Annotated in this window: 14 protein-coding genes; 10 read left to right on the top strand and 4 right to left on the bottom strand. The window is 55.9% G+C overall.

Going from position 1 to position 17297, the window contains the following annotated elements; genetic code table 11:
- Complete coding sequence (locus AC2FH8_RS01050; RefSeq protein WP_142634295.1) at positions 1-3138, top strand: efflux RND transporter permease subunit; 3138 nt, start codon at positions 1-3, stop codon at positions 3136-3138.
- A gap of 37 nt (positions 3139-3175) precedes the next feature.
- Here AC2FH8_RS01050 and glpD read toward each other — a convergent pair whose 3' ends face one another.
- Positions 3176-4753, bottom strand: coding sequence for a glycerol-3-phosphate dehydrogenase (gene glpD / locus AC2FH8_RS01045; RefSeq protein ID WP_271946636.1), 1578 nt, complete (start codon positions 4751-4753; stop codon positions 3176-3178).
- A 203-nt stretch (positions 4754-4956) separates the two neighbouring features.
- Between glpD and AC2FH8_RS01040 the strand changes: the two genes are divergently transcribed.
- From AC2FH8_RS01040 to AC2FH8_RS01015, 6 genes are all read left to right on the top strand, one after another.
- On the top strand, positions 4957-5739 hold the full coding sequence (locus AC2FH8_RS01040; RefSeq protein WP_496687690.1) for a DeoR/GlpR family DNA-binding transcription regulator: 783 nt from the start codon (positions 4957-4959) through the stop codon (positions 5737-5739).
- A 97-nt stretch (positions 5740-5836) separates the two neighbouring features.
- A complete protein-coding gene (locus AC2FH8_RS01035; RefSeq protein ID WP_271946630.1) occupies positions 5837-5992 on the top strand; it encodes a DUF5993 family protein in 156 nt (51 codons plus the stop codon).
- 9 nt (positions 5993-6001) lie between these two features.
- Entirely contained in the window at positions 6002-6571 is a 570-nt protein-coding gene (locus tag AC2FH8_RS01030; protein ID WP_496687687.1) for a disulfide bond formation protein B, read from the top strand.
- A 34-nt stretch (positions 6572-6605) separates the two neighbouring features.
- Positions 6606-6968 carry a DUF3302 domain-containing protein gene (locus AC2FH8_RS01025; protein WP_142634304.1) on the top strand — a complete coding sequence of 121 codons (363 nt, stop codon included), beginning with the start codon at positions 6606-6608 and terminating at the stop codon, positions 6966-6968.
- Between the two features lie 21 nt (positions 6969-6989).
- On the top strand, positions 6990-8135 hold the full coding sequence (locus tag AC2FH8_RS01020) for an HlyD family secretion protein (protein WP_281994737.1): 1146 nt from the start codon (positions 6990-6992) through the stop codon (positions 8133-8135).
- An 11-nt stretch (positions 8136-8146) separates the two neighbouring features.
- Positions 8147-9709, top strand: a complete 1563-nt coding sequence (locus AC2FH8_RS01015) for an efflux transporter outer membrane subunit (RefSeq protein ID WP_281994738.1) — start codon at positions 8147-8149, stop codon at positions 9707-9709.
- A gap of 3 nt (positions 9710-9712) precedes the next feature.
- Here AC2FH8_RS01015 and mprF read toward each other — a convergent pair whose 3' ends face one another.
- Together mprF and AC2FH8_RS01005 are read right to left on the bottom strand one after the other, a co-directional pair.
- Positions 9713-12322 (bottom strand): bifunctional lysylphosphatidylglycerol flippase/synthetase MprF, encoded by a 2610-nt coding sequence (gene mprF, locus AC2FH8_RS01010; RefSeq protein WP_496687682.1) that lies wholly within the window; start codon positions 12320-12322, stop codon positions 9713-9715.
- A gap of 98 nt (positions 12323-12420) precedes the next feature.
- Complete coding sequence (locus AC2FH8_RS01005) at positions 12421-12849, bottom strand: Lrp/AsnC family transcriptional regulator (protein ID WP_142634311.1); 429 nt, start codon at positions 12847-12849, stop codon at positions 12421-12423.
- An 86-nt stretch (positions 12850-12935) separates the two neighbouring features.
- Here AC2FH8_RS01005 and rocF point away from each other — a divergent pair, with 86 nt between their 5' ends.
- The 3 genes from rocF to ocd are packed head-to-tail and all read left to right on the top strand — an operon-like array spanning position 12936 to position 15826.
- Complete coding sequence (rocF, locus tag AC2FH8_RS01000) at positions 12936-13856, top strand: arginase (RefSeq protein WP_496687679.1); 921 nt, start codon at positions 12936-12938, stop codon at positions 13854-13856.
- Entirely contained in the window at positions 13856-14776 is a 921-nt protein-coding gene (gene ctlX / locus AC2FH8_RS00995; RefSeq protein ID WP_271946611.1) for a citrulline utilization hydrolase CtlX, read from the top strand. The genes rocF and ctlX overlap by 1 nt, the downstream gene beginning before the upstream one ends.
- A 9-nt stretch (positions 14777-14785) precedes the next feature.
- On the top strand, positions 14786-15826 hold the full coding sequence (gene ocd / locus AC2FH8_RS00990) for an ornithine cyclodeaminase (protein ID WP_282027451.1): 1041 nt from the start codon (positions 14786-14788) through the stop codon (positions 15824-15826).
- Positions 15827-15893: 67 nt separating this feature from the next.
- On the opposite strand, the gene AC2FH8_RS00985 is transcribed toward ocd, so the two are convergent.
- Positions 15894-17297, bottom strand: coding sequence for a TRAP transporter large permease (locus AC2FH8_RS00985; RefSeq protein WP_142634319.1), 1404 nt, complete (start codon positions 17295-17297; stop codon positions 15894-15896).

The raw sequence follows: 17297 nt of genomic DNA, 5'->3' as shown, positions 1-17297 counted from the left end.
ATGTTCTCATCCCTGTTCATCAGCCGGCCCAAGCTGGCCCTAGTTATTTCGCTTGTCCTGACGATCATGGGCGGGATCGGCTATATGGTTCTGCCGGTCGCCCAGTTTCCTGATATTACGCCACCGGTCGTCAGCGTTTCCGCCACCTATACCGGTGCCAATGCCGAAACGGTCGAGAACACCGTCGCCGCGCCGATCGAGGCGCAGGTCAACGGCGTGGATGACATGATCTACATGACGTCCACCTCTTCGGATAACGGCTCGTATTCGTTGAATATTACCTTCGAAGTCGGCACCGACCCCGACATTGCATCCGTTAACGTGCAGAACCGCGTTGCGCAGGCCATGTCTTCGCTTCCGTCAGAGGTGACTTCGTCGGGTGTCGTTACGCAGAAGGCATCGACCAATATGCTGATGCTGGTCACGCTGACCTCACCCAAAAGCACCTATGACAGTGTATTCTTGTCGAACTACGCTTCGATCAACCTGAAAGATGCGTTGGCGCGGGTACAGGGTGTTGGTAAAGCCGACGTTCTGACTAACCTTGAATATGCAATGCGGATATGGATGGATCCCGACAAGATGACCGCCCTGTCGATTTCACCGGGTGATGTCATAAACGCTATCCGAGAACAGAATATCGAAGTGTCTGCCGGTTCGATAGGCTCGCCGCCGGTCCCTGAGGGACAGACATTTCAATATACGATCAAGACCAAGGGCCGGCTGACCTCGGCCGCTGAATTTGGCAATATTGTCATCCGTACTGGTGATGCAGGGGCAATCGTACGCATAAGGGACATTGCCAGAACCGAACTTGGAGCGCAGTTCTATTCGGCTTCGGGTTATTTCCAGGCAGAACCCGCAACGGTTATCGGTATCTATCAAGCCCCCGGTGCCAATGCGTTGGCTGTTTCAGATCGTGTTCAGGCCGAATTAGACCGGCTGTCGCGTTCGTTCCCAACAGATGTTGAATATCAGGTTCCGTTCAACACGACCGACTTCGTGGAACAATCTCTGAACGACGTGGTTTCCACCCTGATGCTGACGTTCGTTTTAGTGATTTCGGTCGTATTTGTCTTTTTGGGCAGTTGGCGTGCCACGATCATTCCGGCGGTTGCTATTCCTGTTTCGCTGATCGGGACGTTCGCGTTCCTGCTGGCGTTTGGGATGTCCCTGAACACAATTTCTTTGTTCGCGCTTGTACTGGCCATCGGGATCGTGGTCGATGATGCCATCGTGGTGGTTGAAAACGTTGAACGCATTATCGCCGACGAAGGGTTGTCCCCGCCTGAGGCGACACGGAAAGCGATGGGCCAAATCACCGGACCTGTCATCGCAACCACACTGGTTCTGCTGGCCGTTTTTGTGCCCGTAACCTTTATGCCTGGCATCTCGGGGCGACTGTATTCTCAGTTTGCAGTCACCATCTCGACTGCGGTCGTGATTTCGTCAATCAACGCTTTGACCTTGTCTCCGGCGCTTTGCGGATTGGTTCTGCGCGCACGCTCAGGTCCGCCCAAGGGTATTTTGGCCCTGTTTGAGCGTTTCATCGGAACGCTGCGTGACGGTTATGTTGTCATTGTCCGAAAACTGTTAATTCTGCCAGTCGCCGGACTGGGCGTCATCGTTGTTCTGGCCATGGGTACAGGGACGATCATGTCGAACACATCAAGCGGTTTTATTCCGCTTGAAGACAACGGCTATCTCTTTGTAGACATCCAGTTGCCAGATGCGGCAACACTGGAACGAACCGAGACTATCGCAGGTCGGGTCGACGACCAAATCCGCGATATCTCGGGGGTCGCCAGTACGGTTCTGATCAACGGGTTTTCGCTGCTGAACGGCACAACCACAAATGGAGCGACCGTTTTTGTGAACCTCGACAACTGGGACGAGCGGCAAGATCCCGACCTGTCTGCCGATGCCATTCTGGGCAAGGTTCTGGCGATTGCAAATGGCGAATCCGCAGCTTCGATCGTGGCCTTCAACCCGCCACCGATTCAGGGCCTCGGCATGTCAGCCGGTGTGGAAATGGAGGTTCAGCAAGTCGGGGGCGGTACGCCTCAGGATCTGGCCTCGGCCGTTGGGTCCTTCGTCTATGCTGCAAACCAGCGACCCGAGATTGGTCAGGCCTATACAACATTCCGGGCCAATGTTCCTCAGCTATTTGTCGATCTGGACCGTGAGAAAGCGAAAACCCTGGAAGTGTCTGTTGCTGAGATTTTCCAGACGATGCAAGCCCAGCTAGGCTCGTACTATGTGAACGATTTCAACCTGTTCGGCCGCGTCTACCGCGTGATGATTCAGGCCGAGGGGAGCTATCGGAACAAGGTCGAAGATATTTCGAACCTGTATGTGCGCTCGACCAAGGGCGATATGGTTCCATTGGGTACGTTGATCGACGTGGAAAACGTGTTGGGGCCAGTCCTGTTAAAACGGCATAACCTGTTCCGTTCGGCAACTGTTACAGCTGTACCTGCGCCAGGGCTGTCCAGTGGCGACGCTATCACTGTGATGACAGAAGAATCCGCCAACGCCCTACCCTCGGGATACGCGTTTGAATGGACAGGTACCGCGCAACAGCAGCTTGCATCCGGCAGCCTTGTGATCATTATCCTCGGGCTTGCTGTCCTGTTCGCCTATTTGTTCCTGGTGGGGCAATACGAAAGCTGGTCGATGCCGGTGTCCATTCTTCTATCGGTTATTGTTGCCCTATTCGGGGCGGTTGCGGCGGTGGCCATCGTGGGTAGCGACATAAACCTGTACACGCAGATCGGGATGATCATGCTGGTGGGGCTTGCGTCGAAGAACGGTATCCTCATCGTTGAATTCGCAATGGAACAGCGTGCCAATGGCCTTTCGATCAAAGATGCTGCAGCCGAAGCCGCCCATCAACGATTCCGCGCGGTGATGATGACCGCCCTCTCCTTCCTGTTGGGTGTTGTACCGTTGCTTGCCGCGAACGGCGCGGGAGCGGCTAGCCAGAAGGCCATCGGTGTCGCCGTCTTTGGCGGAATGCTGGCGGCGACTCTGGTTGGCGTTATCCTTGTGCCGGTACTTTACGCCCTGATGCAGGGGCTGAGGGAATGGCTCAAAGGGACAAAGAACGACCCCGACCCTTCGGAAGAAGCCGCATAAATCAAAAAAAGCCCCGCCAAAAACGCGGGGCTTTTCTTTAATGGGCCAGGCGCTTTTCGATCCAGCGCTGGATGGCAGCGATCTGATCGGCATCAAGTCTTAGGCCCAGCTTGTTTCTGCGCCAGATGGCATCTTCAGCGCAGCGCACATATTCCTTGGTGACCAGCCATTCCATTTCGCGTTCGGTCAGCGTCGCCCCGAACTCTTCCCCCAGATCCTCAGCGGTCTTTGCATCGGCCAGAATAGCGCGCGCCTCGGTTCCATAGGCGCGCACCAGCCGTTCCGCCCATGTGCGATTCAAAAAAGCATAGTCGAATTCCAGACCGGCAATAAGGTCTTGCACTGCGCTAACGGGGAAATCGCCACCCGGCAAAGAAACTCCAGCGGTCCATGGACCGGGCAAATCCGGGAAGTACTCAGCGATTTTCTCAAGCGCACTTTCGGCCAATCTGCGATAGGTCGTAATCTTGCCGCCGAAAACATTCAAAACCGGAGCACCGCCAAGCCCATTGACCTTCAGAGTATAGTCTCTGGTCGCGGCCGTTGCGCTGCTGGCCCCATCGTCATACAGAGGGCGCACACCGGAATAGGTCCAGACGATGTCTTCGCGGGTCACAGGCTGCTCAAAATATTTTGACGCAAACGCACACAGATATTCCTGTTCAGACTCGGTACAGACTGGAGGAACCGATGGGTCTGGGTGATCCTGATCAGTTGTTCCAATAAGGGTGAAATCTCTCTCATAGGGAATGGCAAAGATGATGCGCCCGTCTTCGCCCTGAAAGAAATAGCATTTGTCATGGTTGAATAACCTGTGGGTTACGATATGGCTGCCGCGGACCAACCGAACCCCCTCGCGCGAGTTCACGTGGATTTTTTCCTGGATGATATCGCCAACCCAGGGCCCACCGGCATTGATCAACATCTTTGCCAGGACGATACGGGTTTCGTCATTTTGGTTATCGCGGATCGTCACATGCCAAACATCATCCACCCGCTCGGCTGAAAGAACTTCGGTCCGAACCAGAATATCGGCGCCACGGGCCTCGGCATCACGGGCATTCAGAACTACCAGACGGGAATCTTCGATCCAGCAGTCGGAATACTCATACGCGGTCTCAAACCTATTTTGCAGCGGGACACCTTCAGGCGCGGAACGCAAATTCAGCGCAGAGGTCCCGGGTAGAATTTTCCGCCCTCCAAGGTGATCGTACATGAACAGGCCAAGACGGATCAGCCAGGCTGGACGACGACCACGCATCCAAGGCATCACTGTACTCAGCAGCCGTGAGGTCGGAGTGTCCGAGTCAAATCGCATCCCATCGTGGTAGGGAAGCACAAAGCGCATCGGCCAACTGATATGAGGCATTGCCCGCAGCAGCGTTTCCCGCTCAATCAGCGCCTCGCGGACCAACCTGAACTCAAAATATTCCAGATACCGTAGGCCGCCGTGGAACAATTTGGTCGAGGCCGAGGACGTGGCCGATGCCAAGTCGTTCATCTCGGCCAATGTCACCGACAATCCCCGCCCGGCCGCATCACGCGCGATCCCGCAACCGTTAATACCGCCACCGATGATGAATAGGTCAGTAACCTGGCCAGTCTGCTGTGCCATTTGCAGGTCAGTCCTTTTGCTGAAAACGTGCGGCAATTAACCCGCTCGATACTCGGTTCGTCAATGTAGATTTTCGTTTTTTTTCGCTTAACGAACAAGAATAGTGATTTTTTGTTGTTGTACAAACAATGCTTGATTTCTGCCGGTTGCAATATTGCGAAAAAAGGAACAAAAACGAAAGAACCCAATAACCGGAGCTTCCCTTGTCTCTTTCGTTCCGCCAGTCAGACATCATAGAAATCGCCAAGCAGAATGGTCGCGTCATGGTCGAGGATCTGGCGTTGCAGTTTGGTGTCACGGTCCAAACGATCCGGCGCGATCTTTCCGAGCTTGCGGAATTGGGCAAGCTGGACCGGGTTCATGGCGGCGCGGTCCTGCGATCCGGCGTTTCGAATATCGGTTACGAGGACCGGCGCGCCCTGAATGCTGAAATCAAGACCCGTATCGCACAGGTTTGCGCTGCCAACATACCGGATGGTGCATCGCTTTTTTTGAACATCGGTACATCGACCGAGGCTGTCGCGCATCAGTTGCTAAACCACAAAGATCTTATGGTGGTGACAAATAACATGAATGTCGCGCGTATCCTGGTGGAAAACACGAACTGCCAGATCGTCGTCGCCGGTGGTGTTCTGCGCCGGTCGGACGGTGGTCTGATCGGCAACCTGACAAATTCAACGATTGAACAATTCAAGTTCGATTATGCGGTAATCGGGTGTTCCGCACTGGACGCCGATGGTGATCTTCTGGATTTCGATTTCCAGGAGGTCCGTGTCAGCCAGACTATCATTGCACAGGCCAGACACAGCTTTCTGGTTGCCGATCATTCGAAATTTCAGCGCTCGGCCCCTGCCCGTATTGCCTCGATGTCCGAAGTTGACGTTTTCTTTACAGATCAACTTCTTCCAAGTGGGCTTGCACGTAAATGTAAGGAATGGGGAACGCGGGTCGTATACAGCGGCCGAACCACCGGAGATTCGCATTAAACGCGTAATTCCAAACGTGGTTCTTGTCATAGGCGACCGGCCCTGACAGTATCGCAACATATTGCAATCAGTGCACGGCAAGGGGGAGATCCGGGCCATGATCGCGCTTTTATTTGCGTTACTCACAGCTACTATGGGGCTGAATTATTATAGAAAAACCAAAGCGGCCAATGTTGTGTTCTTCATCACTATGGCCCTAAGTGTTTATTGGCTGAAGTTTCATGCCACCAGCCAACTGACCATTCAGCTGTAGGAGGCCACAATGACACCCGAGCTTTCCCGCACCCTGAACGCGTTGGGAACCCTGGCGGTCAGCCTCGTTCTTGTACTGGCCTTCGGATACCAGCTGGCGCTGAACGAACTGCCCTGCCCGCTTTGCTTATTGCAACGGGTCGGGTTCGTAGCGGTGGGCGTTGGTTTGGGCCTGAACCTGCTATACGGAGCCCGGCCGCAGCATTATGCGTTGATGTTGCTTGCGGCACTGTTTGGGATCAGCGTTTCCGTTCGCCAGATCTTGCTGCATATCGTACCGGGTACCGGCCACTATGGTTCGCCTGTTTTTGGGTATCACTACTACACATGGGCCGCGATCTGCTTTTTTCTGATCCTTCTGGGCACGGCAATCATGCTGCTTTTCGACCATCAATATCAGGACACAACCGACGATCAACCACGGTTCGGGGGCAATACGCTGGCCAAAACCGCGTTCTTTGTGATGCTAGGGCTGGCCGCGCTGAATGCGGGGTCGACCTTGTTGGAATGTGGCCCAGGTATCTGCGCTGACCCGCCGACAAGCTACAAATTGATTGACGAACTGGACACCAACAACTGAGGATGGATAAACCTTCCCTCATGGAGGCATCGGAATGGGACTACTGGGGCAGCCGCTAGGCTATTATGACTATCTGACATTTATCGCACTTATACTGCTGCTGGCCGCTGTAATGGCGCTGTTTCTGTTCATAATGGGACTGCCCGGCCGCATCGCAATCAAACGCAACCATCCGCATGCTGAGGCAGTCAAGATCATGGGCTGGATGGGGTTTCTGGCTGTCGTTCCCTGGATTCACGCCTTTATGTGGGCTTTCCACGATGCAGCCACTGTCGATATCCGCCGTATGCCTGATGATGAACGCGATGCGATACGGAAGGATATCAAACGGTTAGGCGGTGATCTGACCGAAGAATATCGCGATCCACTGGACCCGGACGAAACACAAAAAAGCTAAGGCTAAAGGAAGTCCCACAATATGTTTGTCGCTCTTGGCATTACGCTTTTCTACATCATTTTTGTCTGGCTGATCTTCTTCAAACTACAATGGCTTAAGTTTAGTATCGCCTGGGGCATCGTTTCCTTCTGGGTGGGTGCTCATCTGTTATTGATCTTTATGGTTGCGCTGCGGTTCTTCCAGCCATTTTCGATCGACAGCCACGTGGTCCGCTCAACCATACAGATCGTACCGCGCCTGACTGAACCAACCATCCTTTCCGAGGTTCTGGTCGAGCCGAATACAGAGGTGAAGAAAGGGGATCCGCTGTATCGGTTCGACGACACCGTCTTTGCGCTTGAATTCGAAGAGGCATCCGCACAGTTGGTTGCAGCCCAGCAGAACGCCAAAATTCTGGAACAGGATGTGATCGTCGCGGGTGAAGCCGTCGAGCGAGCAAACGCGCAACTGGCATATGCACTGACCCAGCAGGCACGGTATGAAAACCTTGTCCCTGCGGGTGGTGCCCGAGAGGATGAGCTGGATCGCTGGAACGAGCAGGTCACGGAAGATCAGGCCAAGATAAAAGAGGCCGAAGCCAATCTGGAAAAGGCAAAGCTGGCGCTGGATTCGCAGATCGACGGGGTCAATACCGGAATCGTTCAAGCTCAGGCTCAGTTGGAAAAGGCCCGGTACTTTCTGGACAATACTACGATCTACGCGCCCGAAGATGGTATGATCGTTTCACAACAGGCACGCCCGGGTCTGGTTGTCGGTGACATCCGATTGGGCGCAATCGCCAGCTTTGTGACCAAGGAAAATCCCTATATTCTCGCCACTTACCGGCAGCAGAACCTGAAATTTGTGAAACCCGGGCAACAGGTTGAGGTCGCGCTGGACTTATATCCCGGAGAAATCCTGACCGGCAAAGTCGAGGCAATCTGGTGGGCAACCCGCCAGGGTCAATATCTGCCATCAGGCCGCCTGCCCGGATTTGAACTGCCAAAAATTCCTGGACATATTGCCGTGCAGATTTCGGTCGAAATTCCAGATGGCCACGTCTTTCCCGCCGGTGGACATGCCGCGGTGGCAATCTATACCGGCCAGGGCAAAAGCTTTGAGTTCCTGCGGCGCATCAATATCCGCCTCTATTCCTTCGCAAACTTCATCCGACCACTGGACATTTAAGGACACGCTGTATGACACGGGCCAGGCTAAACCGCAGTTTGATGGGCACAGCCCTGTGTGCCGCGCTGCTGGTGGGATGCGCACCTGTCGGTCCTGATTTTGTGCGACCGAACTCTCCGGTCGTGAAGGAATGGATCGAGGTAAACAACCCCTCAGTCGGTCCCAGCGGCCTCACCTCGCGTAGTGCCCCTGTGGCAAAATGGTGGGAGACCTTCAACGACGCCACTTTGAACCGGTTGATCGCCGAAGCCTATGCCCAGAACCTGGCGCTACAGGTGGCCGGTGCGCGCGTATTGCAGGCCCGCGCACAGCTTGGGATTGCCTTTGGTGAGCTTTACCCCCAATCGCAGGCCATCGGAGGTTCGATCGAGCGGCGCCAGATCAGCGACAATATCGGACCGATTTCCGATATCAATCGGATCATCCCTCTGGATACCGAATTCTCGACCTCGCAGGTTGGCTTCGACGCCCAATGGGAACTGGATGTGTGGGGGCAGCAACGCCGGGGTGTGCAGGCCGCACGATCCAATCTGGCACTTCAGGTCGCTAATTACGATGACGCTTTGGTCACGCTGACCGGCGATGTAGCAGCGTTATATGTAAGCTTCCGCGCGCTGCAAGAAACCCTGTTCGTGGCACGAGAGAATATCAAGCTGCAACAGGAATCGGTTGATCTGACGCAACTGCGTTTCAACAACGGCGTCACCACTGAACTGGATGTGCAAGAGGCCACCGCCCTGCTGAACAATACCATGGCGCTGGTGCCGGAGATTGAAAGCGATCTTCAGCAGACCAAGAATGCTTTGGCTGTTTTACTGGGAACAACACCCTCGCGCATGGCCGGGTTGCTGGGTAATTCCGGTCGTATCCCTTCGGCCCGATCCAACGTCGCCGTTGGAGTACCAGCGGAATTGCTGCGCCGACGCCCGGATGTACGCGCCGCAGAACTGGCCGCTGCCACACAGTCTGCGCAAGTTGGGATCGCGATTGCTGACCTGTATCCCCAGTTCATCCTGTCCGGTTCGATCGGCCTGCAGGCCTCGGGCAGTCAGGACCTGTTTTCATCCGCCAGCAATACTGGGCTGGCCAGTGCCGGAGTGGTCTGGAATGTGCTGAATTATGGGCGGATCAAGAATAATGTCCGCGCCCAGGACGCAGCTTATCAGGCCTTGATTGCGAACTATCAAAACACCGTCCTGACCGCCTATTCCGAGGTTGAAAGCGCCATGGTCGCCTATGCGCAATCACGCAAACAAGTGACATTCTACCAAAACAGCGTCACCGCATCGCGCAAAGCTGCCGAGATCGCGGTGAACCAATACCGGGATGGCATCGCCAGCTATTCCCGCGTTCTGAACACGCAAACCGCATTGCTGCGATCACAGGCCAATCTGATCGAAGCCCGCCAGCAGGTCTCGAGCAATCTGGTTGCAGTCTACAAAGGTTTAGGCGGTGGTTGGCAAATCCGGCAAAATCAGGAGTTCCTGCCGGAAACCGTGCTGGCCGAAATGGCCTATCGCACCGATTGGGGAGACCTGCTGCAACAGGCTCCGATCCAAGCCAGCCTGAACTGAGCGCTATTTCGTCAGACCGCGCAAGCCGCCCGAAATCAGAATGTTGACCTCGTAGAGAATACGCGGCGCGGCCAGTCCTCCGGGGCTGGCCAAATAGTTCGGGCTCCATTCTGGTTCGAATTTCTGCTTGAACGAGCGCAGCCCCTCGAAGTGATAAAACTGTTCGCCATGTTCATAGACAAAGCCGCCAATGCGGTTCCACAGTGATGCCAGTTGCCGGTTTTCGATCCCGGAAAACGGTGCCGCCCCCAGCGAGAACCAGTGGAACCCCTGCTCGGCGCCCCATGACATCATCTCGGCAAACAGCGCATCCATAACAAAACTTGGGCTATCTGGTTCATACCGCATCAGATCCAGCGACAGTTCTGATTTTTGCCCGCCCTGAAACAGGTTAGCAAACGCGACGATCTCACCTGTTTCGCCATTCCGCAGTACCGCGTGGTCGAAATAGGACAGATAGGTTTCATCAAATCCGCCAAGCGCAAAACCTTTCTCGGCCCCAGCCTTTTGCGCCAGCCAGTCATCCGAAATCTTGCGCAACTCGGGCAGGATCAGGGTTAGTTCCTGTTTTGGAATAATCTCGAAAACATACCCTTCGCGTTCGGCCCGGTTCTTGGCCTGACGGAACCGCTTGCGGGATTTTCCGTCCAGCGAAAAATCTTTCAGCGGCACCCGCGCTACTTCGCCAATTTTCAGGATCGACAGGCCAAGGTCTAGAAAGGTCGGCAGGTATTTGGTGGAAACGCTGTAGAAGGCACAAAACTTACCCTCACGGTCCGCCATCTCGCGCAGCTGCCATATCAGCTGTTTACCGGCGGTTTCATCCCCTACTGGCTCACCTTTGGTGACCAGTGCGTTGCCGGTATCGGCATAAGCCAGAAAAGCGGTTTCATCCGGCGCGATCAGGAACTGCTTGTCCCCGGTCAGGGAAATCTGGGATTCTGTGTCTTCGCTTTCCATCACCAGACGTTCGACTACTTCGGGGATTTCTGTGCGGGCTGGAACAGGAATCTCGCGCCCGAACAGAGAGCTAACGGCAACCACCCCAAGGATGACCGCAACCACAAGGCTGGATCGTAGGAACCGCGAGGCGTCGCCGTTCCAGGCAAACTCCCACCACAGGGCATTTTGATATTCGACATGGGAATAAGCAAACAGACCCACCCAAAAGATCACCGCAAGCAATGCAAGAACGCTGACCAGCCAAGGTATGTTCAACCTGAAGATCGAAGCGCCGCTAACCCGATAGAAAGCATCCCGGAACATGGCCAGCAGAACGATGCTACCCACCATGCTGAGCGCTTCGTGCGTATCCAGCCCTTTGGTCAGCGAAGCGACAAAACCGGCCAGCATCAACAGCATGGCCACAACCCAAGCCCGGTAAAGCTTGCGAAACAGCCCCCGTGACACAAGGATCAGCAAGACCCCTACCGCACTTCCGGCCAAGTGGGACGCTTCGACAAAGGACAGGGGTAGGAAATCCCGCAGCACACCCAGGTTACCGCTGCTTGCAGGCAACGCGCCGGAGACCAGAAGTATCACACCGGCCACTGCGGCCACGCCTGCGGCCACCATGGGCACGATCGGACGGATCACTCGATAAACCCAAGTGGCTGCACCAGTAATATGTCGCCGGTGGCTCAGCGCTGATGCCACAGCGATTGAAAGCGTGGCGATGAGGAAGGGAAGAAACGTATAGACCAGGCGGTACAGCAGCAGCGCGGCAATGACATCCGACCGGCCTGACGCGCCAAGTCCCGCGATCATAGTCGCCTCGAAGGCGCCAATTCCACCCGGCGCATGGCTGAGGATACCGACCGCAATCGCGCCAATAAAGATGGTGAAGAAATAGGGGTAGCCGATCCCAAGGTCTGTCGGCAGCAGCACATACAGAACCATCGACGCACCAAACACATCGCCCAAGGCCGCCAGCGTCAGCAACCCGGCCAGTTTGCCGCCGGGAAGGTTAAATCCAACCCCGCCATAGGCCAGCCTGCGCCCGCCTTTCGACAGCCAGATGAACAGCGTTGCCAGAGCGATCAAAAGGCCCAATCCTATGACCGTCTCGACCGTATCGCTGATTGGCAAAACCTTCGATATCCCGTCGGGATGAAAGGTCAGCAAAGCCCCTAACAGCAAGGTCATGCCGGACCAGAAAGCGATCCACGAGGTCGCAATAACCCCAGCGACACGCCCCAGATCCAGCCCCAAAGATGCGTAGATCCGATACCGGATCGCCGTGCCCGTGATGTAGGAAAACCCAAGGCAATTTGACACCGCATAACCACAGGCCCCGGCCATGCCCGCAACCGGCAAAGGGACCTCACCGTCGGCAACGCTCTGGACTGCAAAGACATCGTATAAAGACAGGGAAACAAAGCTAAAAGCGGTCCAGCACAAGGCGATGAACAACAGCGTCCAAGAGGTGTTCGCCACATCCGTCTGAACGGATGACCATTTCACATGTGCAGACAGTTCATGCAGCACGGTCAGGGCGACCAGCATGACGATTACGGGAATGGCGGTTCTGACCAGGGGTCGTTCCAGAAAACCGGATACTCTTTCGGCAAGTCTGATGGCCCAGAGTTCTTTGCCTGTATCCTGATCAGTCATGTGATTTCCCTGTTTCAGGTTTGCAGCTGCCTTTGCGCGGGTGGCGAACGCATCGCAACTTTTACACATATTCCTTGCTGCTCAAAGCACTACAGCAATCAGACGCGGCCTTTCCGAGTAGAAAGAAGCAAGTTGGTTTCGGATCGCGTAATCCCTTCGATCCTGCGGATGCGAAACAGGATTTCATCCAGTTCGGCCAGGGTCTCGGTCCCAATCTCGGCAATCAAGTCCCAACCGCCATTTGTCGAATGGACAGCCCGCACCTGTGGCATGGCGGCAATTTGGGCCATGGTGCGCTCGGTGCCGCGCCCTTCGATTTCCAGCATCATCAACCCTCTGACCGGGCTTTGCGCCACATCCTGCCGTGTCAGAACCGTAAAACCTACAATCTCACCGGATTGCTTCAAACGTTGCAGACGGCTGCGCACTGTTGTGCGTGTGACTCCCAGTGTTTCAGCCAGTTCCGAGAGTGAAGCACGGGCATCCCGATGCAGAGCGCTGAGAAGCTTGCCATCCAAATCGTCCATTCAATACTTCCGTTATGTCACTTGCGGTTCCATTTTGAGCATTTTGATCCCTATCCGCAAGCCACATTGCCGGAGTAGTATTCCATATGGATACAAACAACGTAATTCTGGTTGGCGCCCCGATGGATTCGGGCAAGCGTCGACAGGGCTGCCGGATGGGCCCCGATGCCTATCGGGTTGCGGGGCTTCAATCAGCTCTTTCCGATCTCGGTCTTCACCTACGGGATCTCGGCGATGTCACACCTGACATTCCGGATATGTCCGAACATTCGCATCTCTTCGCCCTGCCCGAGTGTGTCGGCTGGACCAAAGCTCTCAGCCGTGTCGCGCAGGATGTCGCCCCACAAGGCCTGCCAATTTTCATGGGCGGCGATCATGCGCTTTCGATGGGCACGGTTTTGGGCATGGCACAGCACGCCGAGCGGATCGAACGCCCACTGTTCGTTCTCTGGCTGGACGCGCATAGCGATTTCCACACACCCGAGAGCACCGATAGCGGCAACCTGCACGGGACACCCGTAGCCTATTTCACCGGACAGCCCGGATTTGACGACTTCCCACCGGTTTCATCGCCAGTTCCGACCGACCGGGTCGGCATGATCGGTCTGCGCTCGGTCGACCCAGCCGAACGGGCTCGGCTGGAACAGGATCGCGCAATGCTGGCCGATATGCGAAGCATCGACGAAAACGGCATCAAAGCACCGCTGATGGCCTTTCTGGAGCGGGTCCGGGCAGCGGATGGCATCCTTCATGTTTCGCTGGATGTGGATTTCCTTGATCCGTCCATTGCTCCTGCAGTTGGCACAACAGTTCCAGGTGGCGCGACCGAACGCGAGGCTCATCTAGTGATGGAACTGCTGCACGAAAGCGGTCTTGTCTGCTCGCTGGATCTGGTAGAATTGAACCCGTTTCTGGACGAACGCGGCCGCACTGCAAAATTGATGGTGGATCTGGCCGCCTCATTGCTGGGCCGCCGCATCTTTGACCGCCCCACCCGGAGCTTCTGATGCAATCTCTACAAGCCCCACCAGCCGTTGTGATGATCCGGCCCCATGCGTTTGCTTCGAACCCCGAGACACGCGACGACAATGCGTTCCAGACCTTGGCCAACCGCTCGGCAGCGGCCACGTCTGTCCAAGCACGCGATGAACATGATCAGGCGGTGGCGCTGCTGCGCGATGCGGGTATTAAGGTTCATGTCTTCGACGATTTCGGAGACCTCGACACACCAGACAGCGTATTTCCGAACAACTGGTTCTCGACCCATCCCGGCGGACATGTGGCAATCTATCCGATGTTTGTGCCGTCGCGCAGGCGCGAACGTCGCGCCGACGTCATAGAAATGTTGAAACAGGAGTATCGTGTTCAGGACGTGATCGATTATTCCGGGCTTGAACAGGACAGACTGGCGCTGGAAGGCACCGGAGCGATGGTTCTGGACCACATTGGCCGCGTGGCCTACACGGTCAAATCCAACCGCGCCGACCCCGTTCTGTTGGAGCGTTTCTGCACCCATTTCAACTATGAGCCCATCGCATTCGAGGCGCATGATGCCGCAGGACGTGATGTCTATCACACGAATGTTCTGATGGGCATCGGCTCCAAATACGCGCTGATCTGTCTTGATATGATCGCGGACCCCGAACGCCGCGCGACAGTGAAAGCCAGGCTGGAAGAATCCGGTCGCACGGTCATCGACCTGACACATGATCAGATCGCTGAATTTGCTGGCAACGCCATCGAACTGAGCGGCCTGAATGGTCCCGTGCTGGCGCTGTCCAGCCGGGCACTTGCCGCCCTGACCCCGGAACAAATCGCTACAATCGAAGCCAGCGCGACACCTCTGCCGCTTTCGATTCCCACCATTGAAACTGCCGGTGGATCCGTGCGCTGCATGATTGCGGGCATCCACCTGTCCCGCCGATAGGAGCCCCTAATGCAACCATCTGAAAAGGCCCTGGTGCCGTTTGTGTCTGTCGACAATATGATGAGACTGGTCCACCACATCGGCGTCGAACGTATGATCGCCGATATTGCGGCGCAAATCGAAGCTGATTTCAAACGGTGGGAAAGCTTTGACAAAACACCCCGCATCCCTGCCCACTCGCCACATGGGGTGATTGAACTGATGCCAACCTCAGACGGTGAGGCCTATGGGTTTAAATACGTCAACGGCCACCCCAAGAACACCTCCGAGGGCCTACAGACCGTTACCGCATTTGGATTGCTGGCAGACGTCTACACAGGCTATCCGACCCTGCTGACCGAAATGACCATGCTGACTGCATTGCGCACCGCAGCAACCTCTGCCCTGGTCGGCAGTTATCTTGCGCCCAAATCGGCCTCGACCATGGCAATGATCGGGAATGGCGCGCAATCCGAATTTCAGTGCCTCGCCTTCAAGGCCATGTGCGGGATTGATACTGTTCGCTTGTACGATACCGACGCGGCTGCTACCGAAAAATGTGCGGCCAACTTGGCGGGCTCTGGCCTCTCGGTCGTGAAATGCAAATCCCCTGAGGACGCCATCGAAGGCGCGCATATCATCACGACCTGCACGGCGGACAAGAAAAATGCCACGATCCTGACCGATAACTTGGTCGGCCCAGGCGTCCACATCAACGCGATCGGCGGCGACTGTCCCGGCAAAACCGAACTGCACAGGGATATCCTGCTACGCTCTGAAATATTCGTCGAATACCCGGAGCAAACACGTATTGAGGGCGAGATTCAGGCCCTGGAAGACGATCATCCCGTCACCGAGTTGTGGCAGGTCATGACGGGACAGGCCGAGGGTCGCAAAGATGATCGTCAGATCACGTTGTTTGACAGCGTAGGTTTCGCGATCGAGGATTTTTCAGCCCTGCGCTACATCCAGTCCGCAGTCCGGGGCACAGATTACTACGAACCCCTGGACATGCTGGCAGACCCTGACGACCCGCGCGATCTGTACGGAATGCTGATGCGCGCGAAATAGAGATACCCTGCCCCCACGCGCCAGCCGGGGGCAGGTATCACCAAAGATTGACTTCGTCAGATGCCAATTACCCGGCCAGCGAAGGCAGGTACAGAACGATGCCCGGAAAGGCGACCAGCAGCGCAATCGTCACGGCGTCGGCGATGAAAAACGGCGTCACGCCCTTGAACACGTCCTGAACGCTCAGATCAGGGCGGACGCCGGCAACGACAAAGCAATTCAAACCGATCGGTGGCGTGATCAGGCAGAACTCGGCCATTTTCACCACCAAAATACCAAACCAGATGGCGCACATCGGACCGGACATCCCAAACGTACTTTCCGCAGCGGTGACGGCCTCGCCCCCGTTCAGCGCCATAACTGCCGGATAGACAACCGGCAGAGTCAGTAATAGCATCCCGATGGCATCCATGAACATGCCGAGCACCGCATAGGCCAGCAGGATGCAGATCAGGATCAGCATGGGTGACATTGTCAGCGACGTGATCCAGTCGGAAAACGCGCTTGGCAAATCGGCGAAACCCAGGAACCTGACATAGATCAGCACGCCCCAGATGATCGAAAAGATCATCGCGGTCAGTTTGGCGGTCTCAAGCAGTGCGGATTTCAACTCTGCCCATCTCATGCCGTGGAACAGCGCGAAGCAGAACACGATAAAGGCACCGATTGCCCCGCCTTCGGTTGGCGTGCCCCAGGCTTTTTCACCAAACGGGTTATAGACGAAGCAGATGATGATCAGGATCACCGCAACAATCGGTAGGGCACCAGGCAGCGCGGCAAAACGCTGTTTCCAAGTAAAGCCAGTGACCGGCGGGCCGACATTTTTGAACACAACGGCGATGCCGACGATCAGCAGACCATAGATAACCGCCGAAAACGCTCCCGGTATGAACCCGGCGAGCAGCAGTTTGCCCACATCCTGTTCCACGATGATCGCATAAATCACAAGGATCGCCGAGGGCGGGATCAGTGAGGCCAAAGTGCCACCTGCAGCAACTACGCCCGCCGCAAATTGTTTGTTGTACCCGACCTTCAGCATTTCCGGGATCGCGATCCGGGCAAATACCGCAGATGTCGCGACCGATGCCCCCGAGACTGCAGCAAACCCAGCGGTGGCGAACACGGTTGCGACCGCAAGCCCACCCGGAACCCAGGCCACCCAGCGCTTGGCCGCCTCGAACAGCGCGCGCGTGAGGCCTGCGTAATAGGCAAGGTAACCGATCAGGATAAAGGTCGGGATCAGGCTGAGCGTATGGGCTGCAACCTTGGAATGCGGCACTTGCCCTGCGGTTTTTACCGCAACGGTCAGCGCCTTGCCAAATCGGTCAGGATCATATCCGAATTTGGCCCAGAATATCCAAACCAGACCGATCAGCCCCGCCAAAGCCGCGGCAAAAGCCACACGCATTCCGGTGATAACCAGAACCAGCAGACCACCGGTGACCCAGAGGCCAATCTCAATCGAGTCCAT

The sequence above is a fragment of the Ruegeria sp. CDSC025 genome (assembly GCF_059610805.1).
This window is presented reverse-complemented; position numbering and strand designations above follow the sequence as displayed.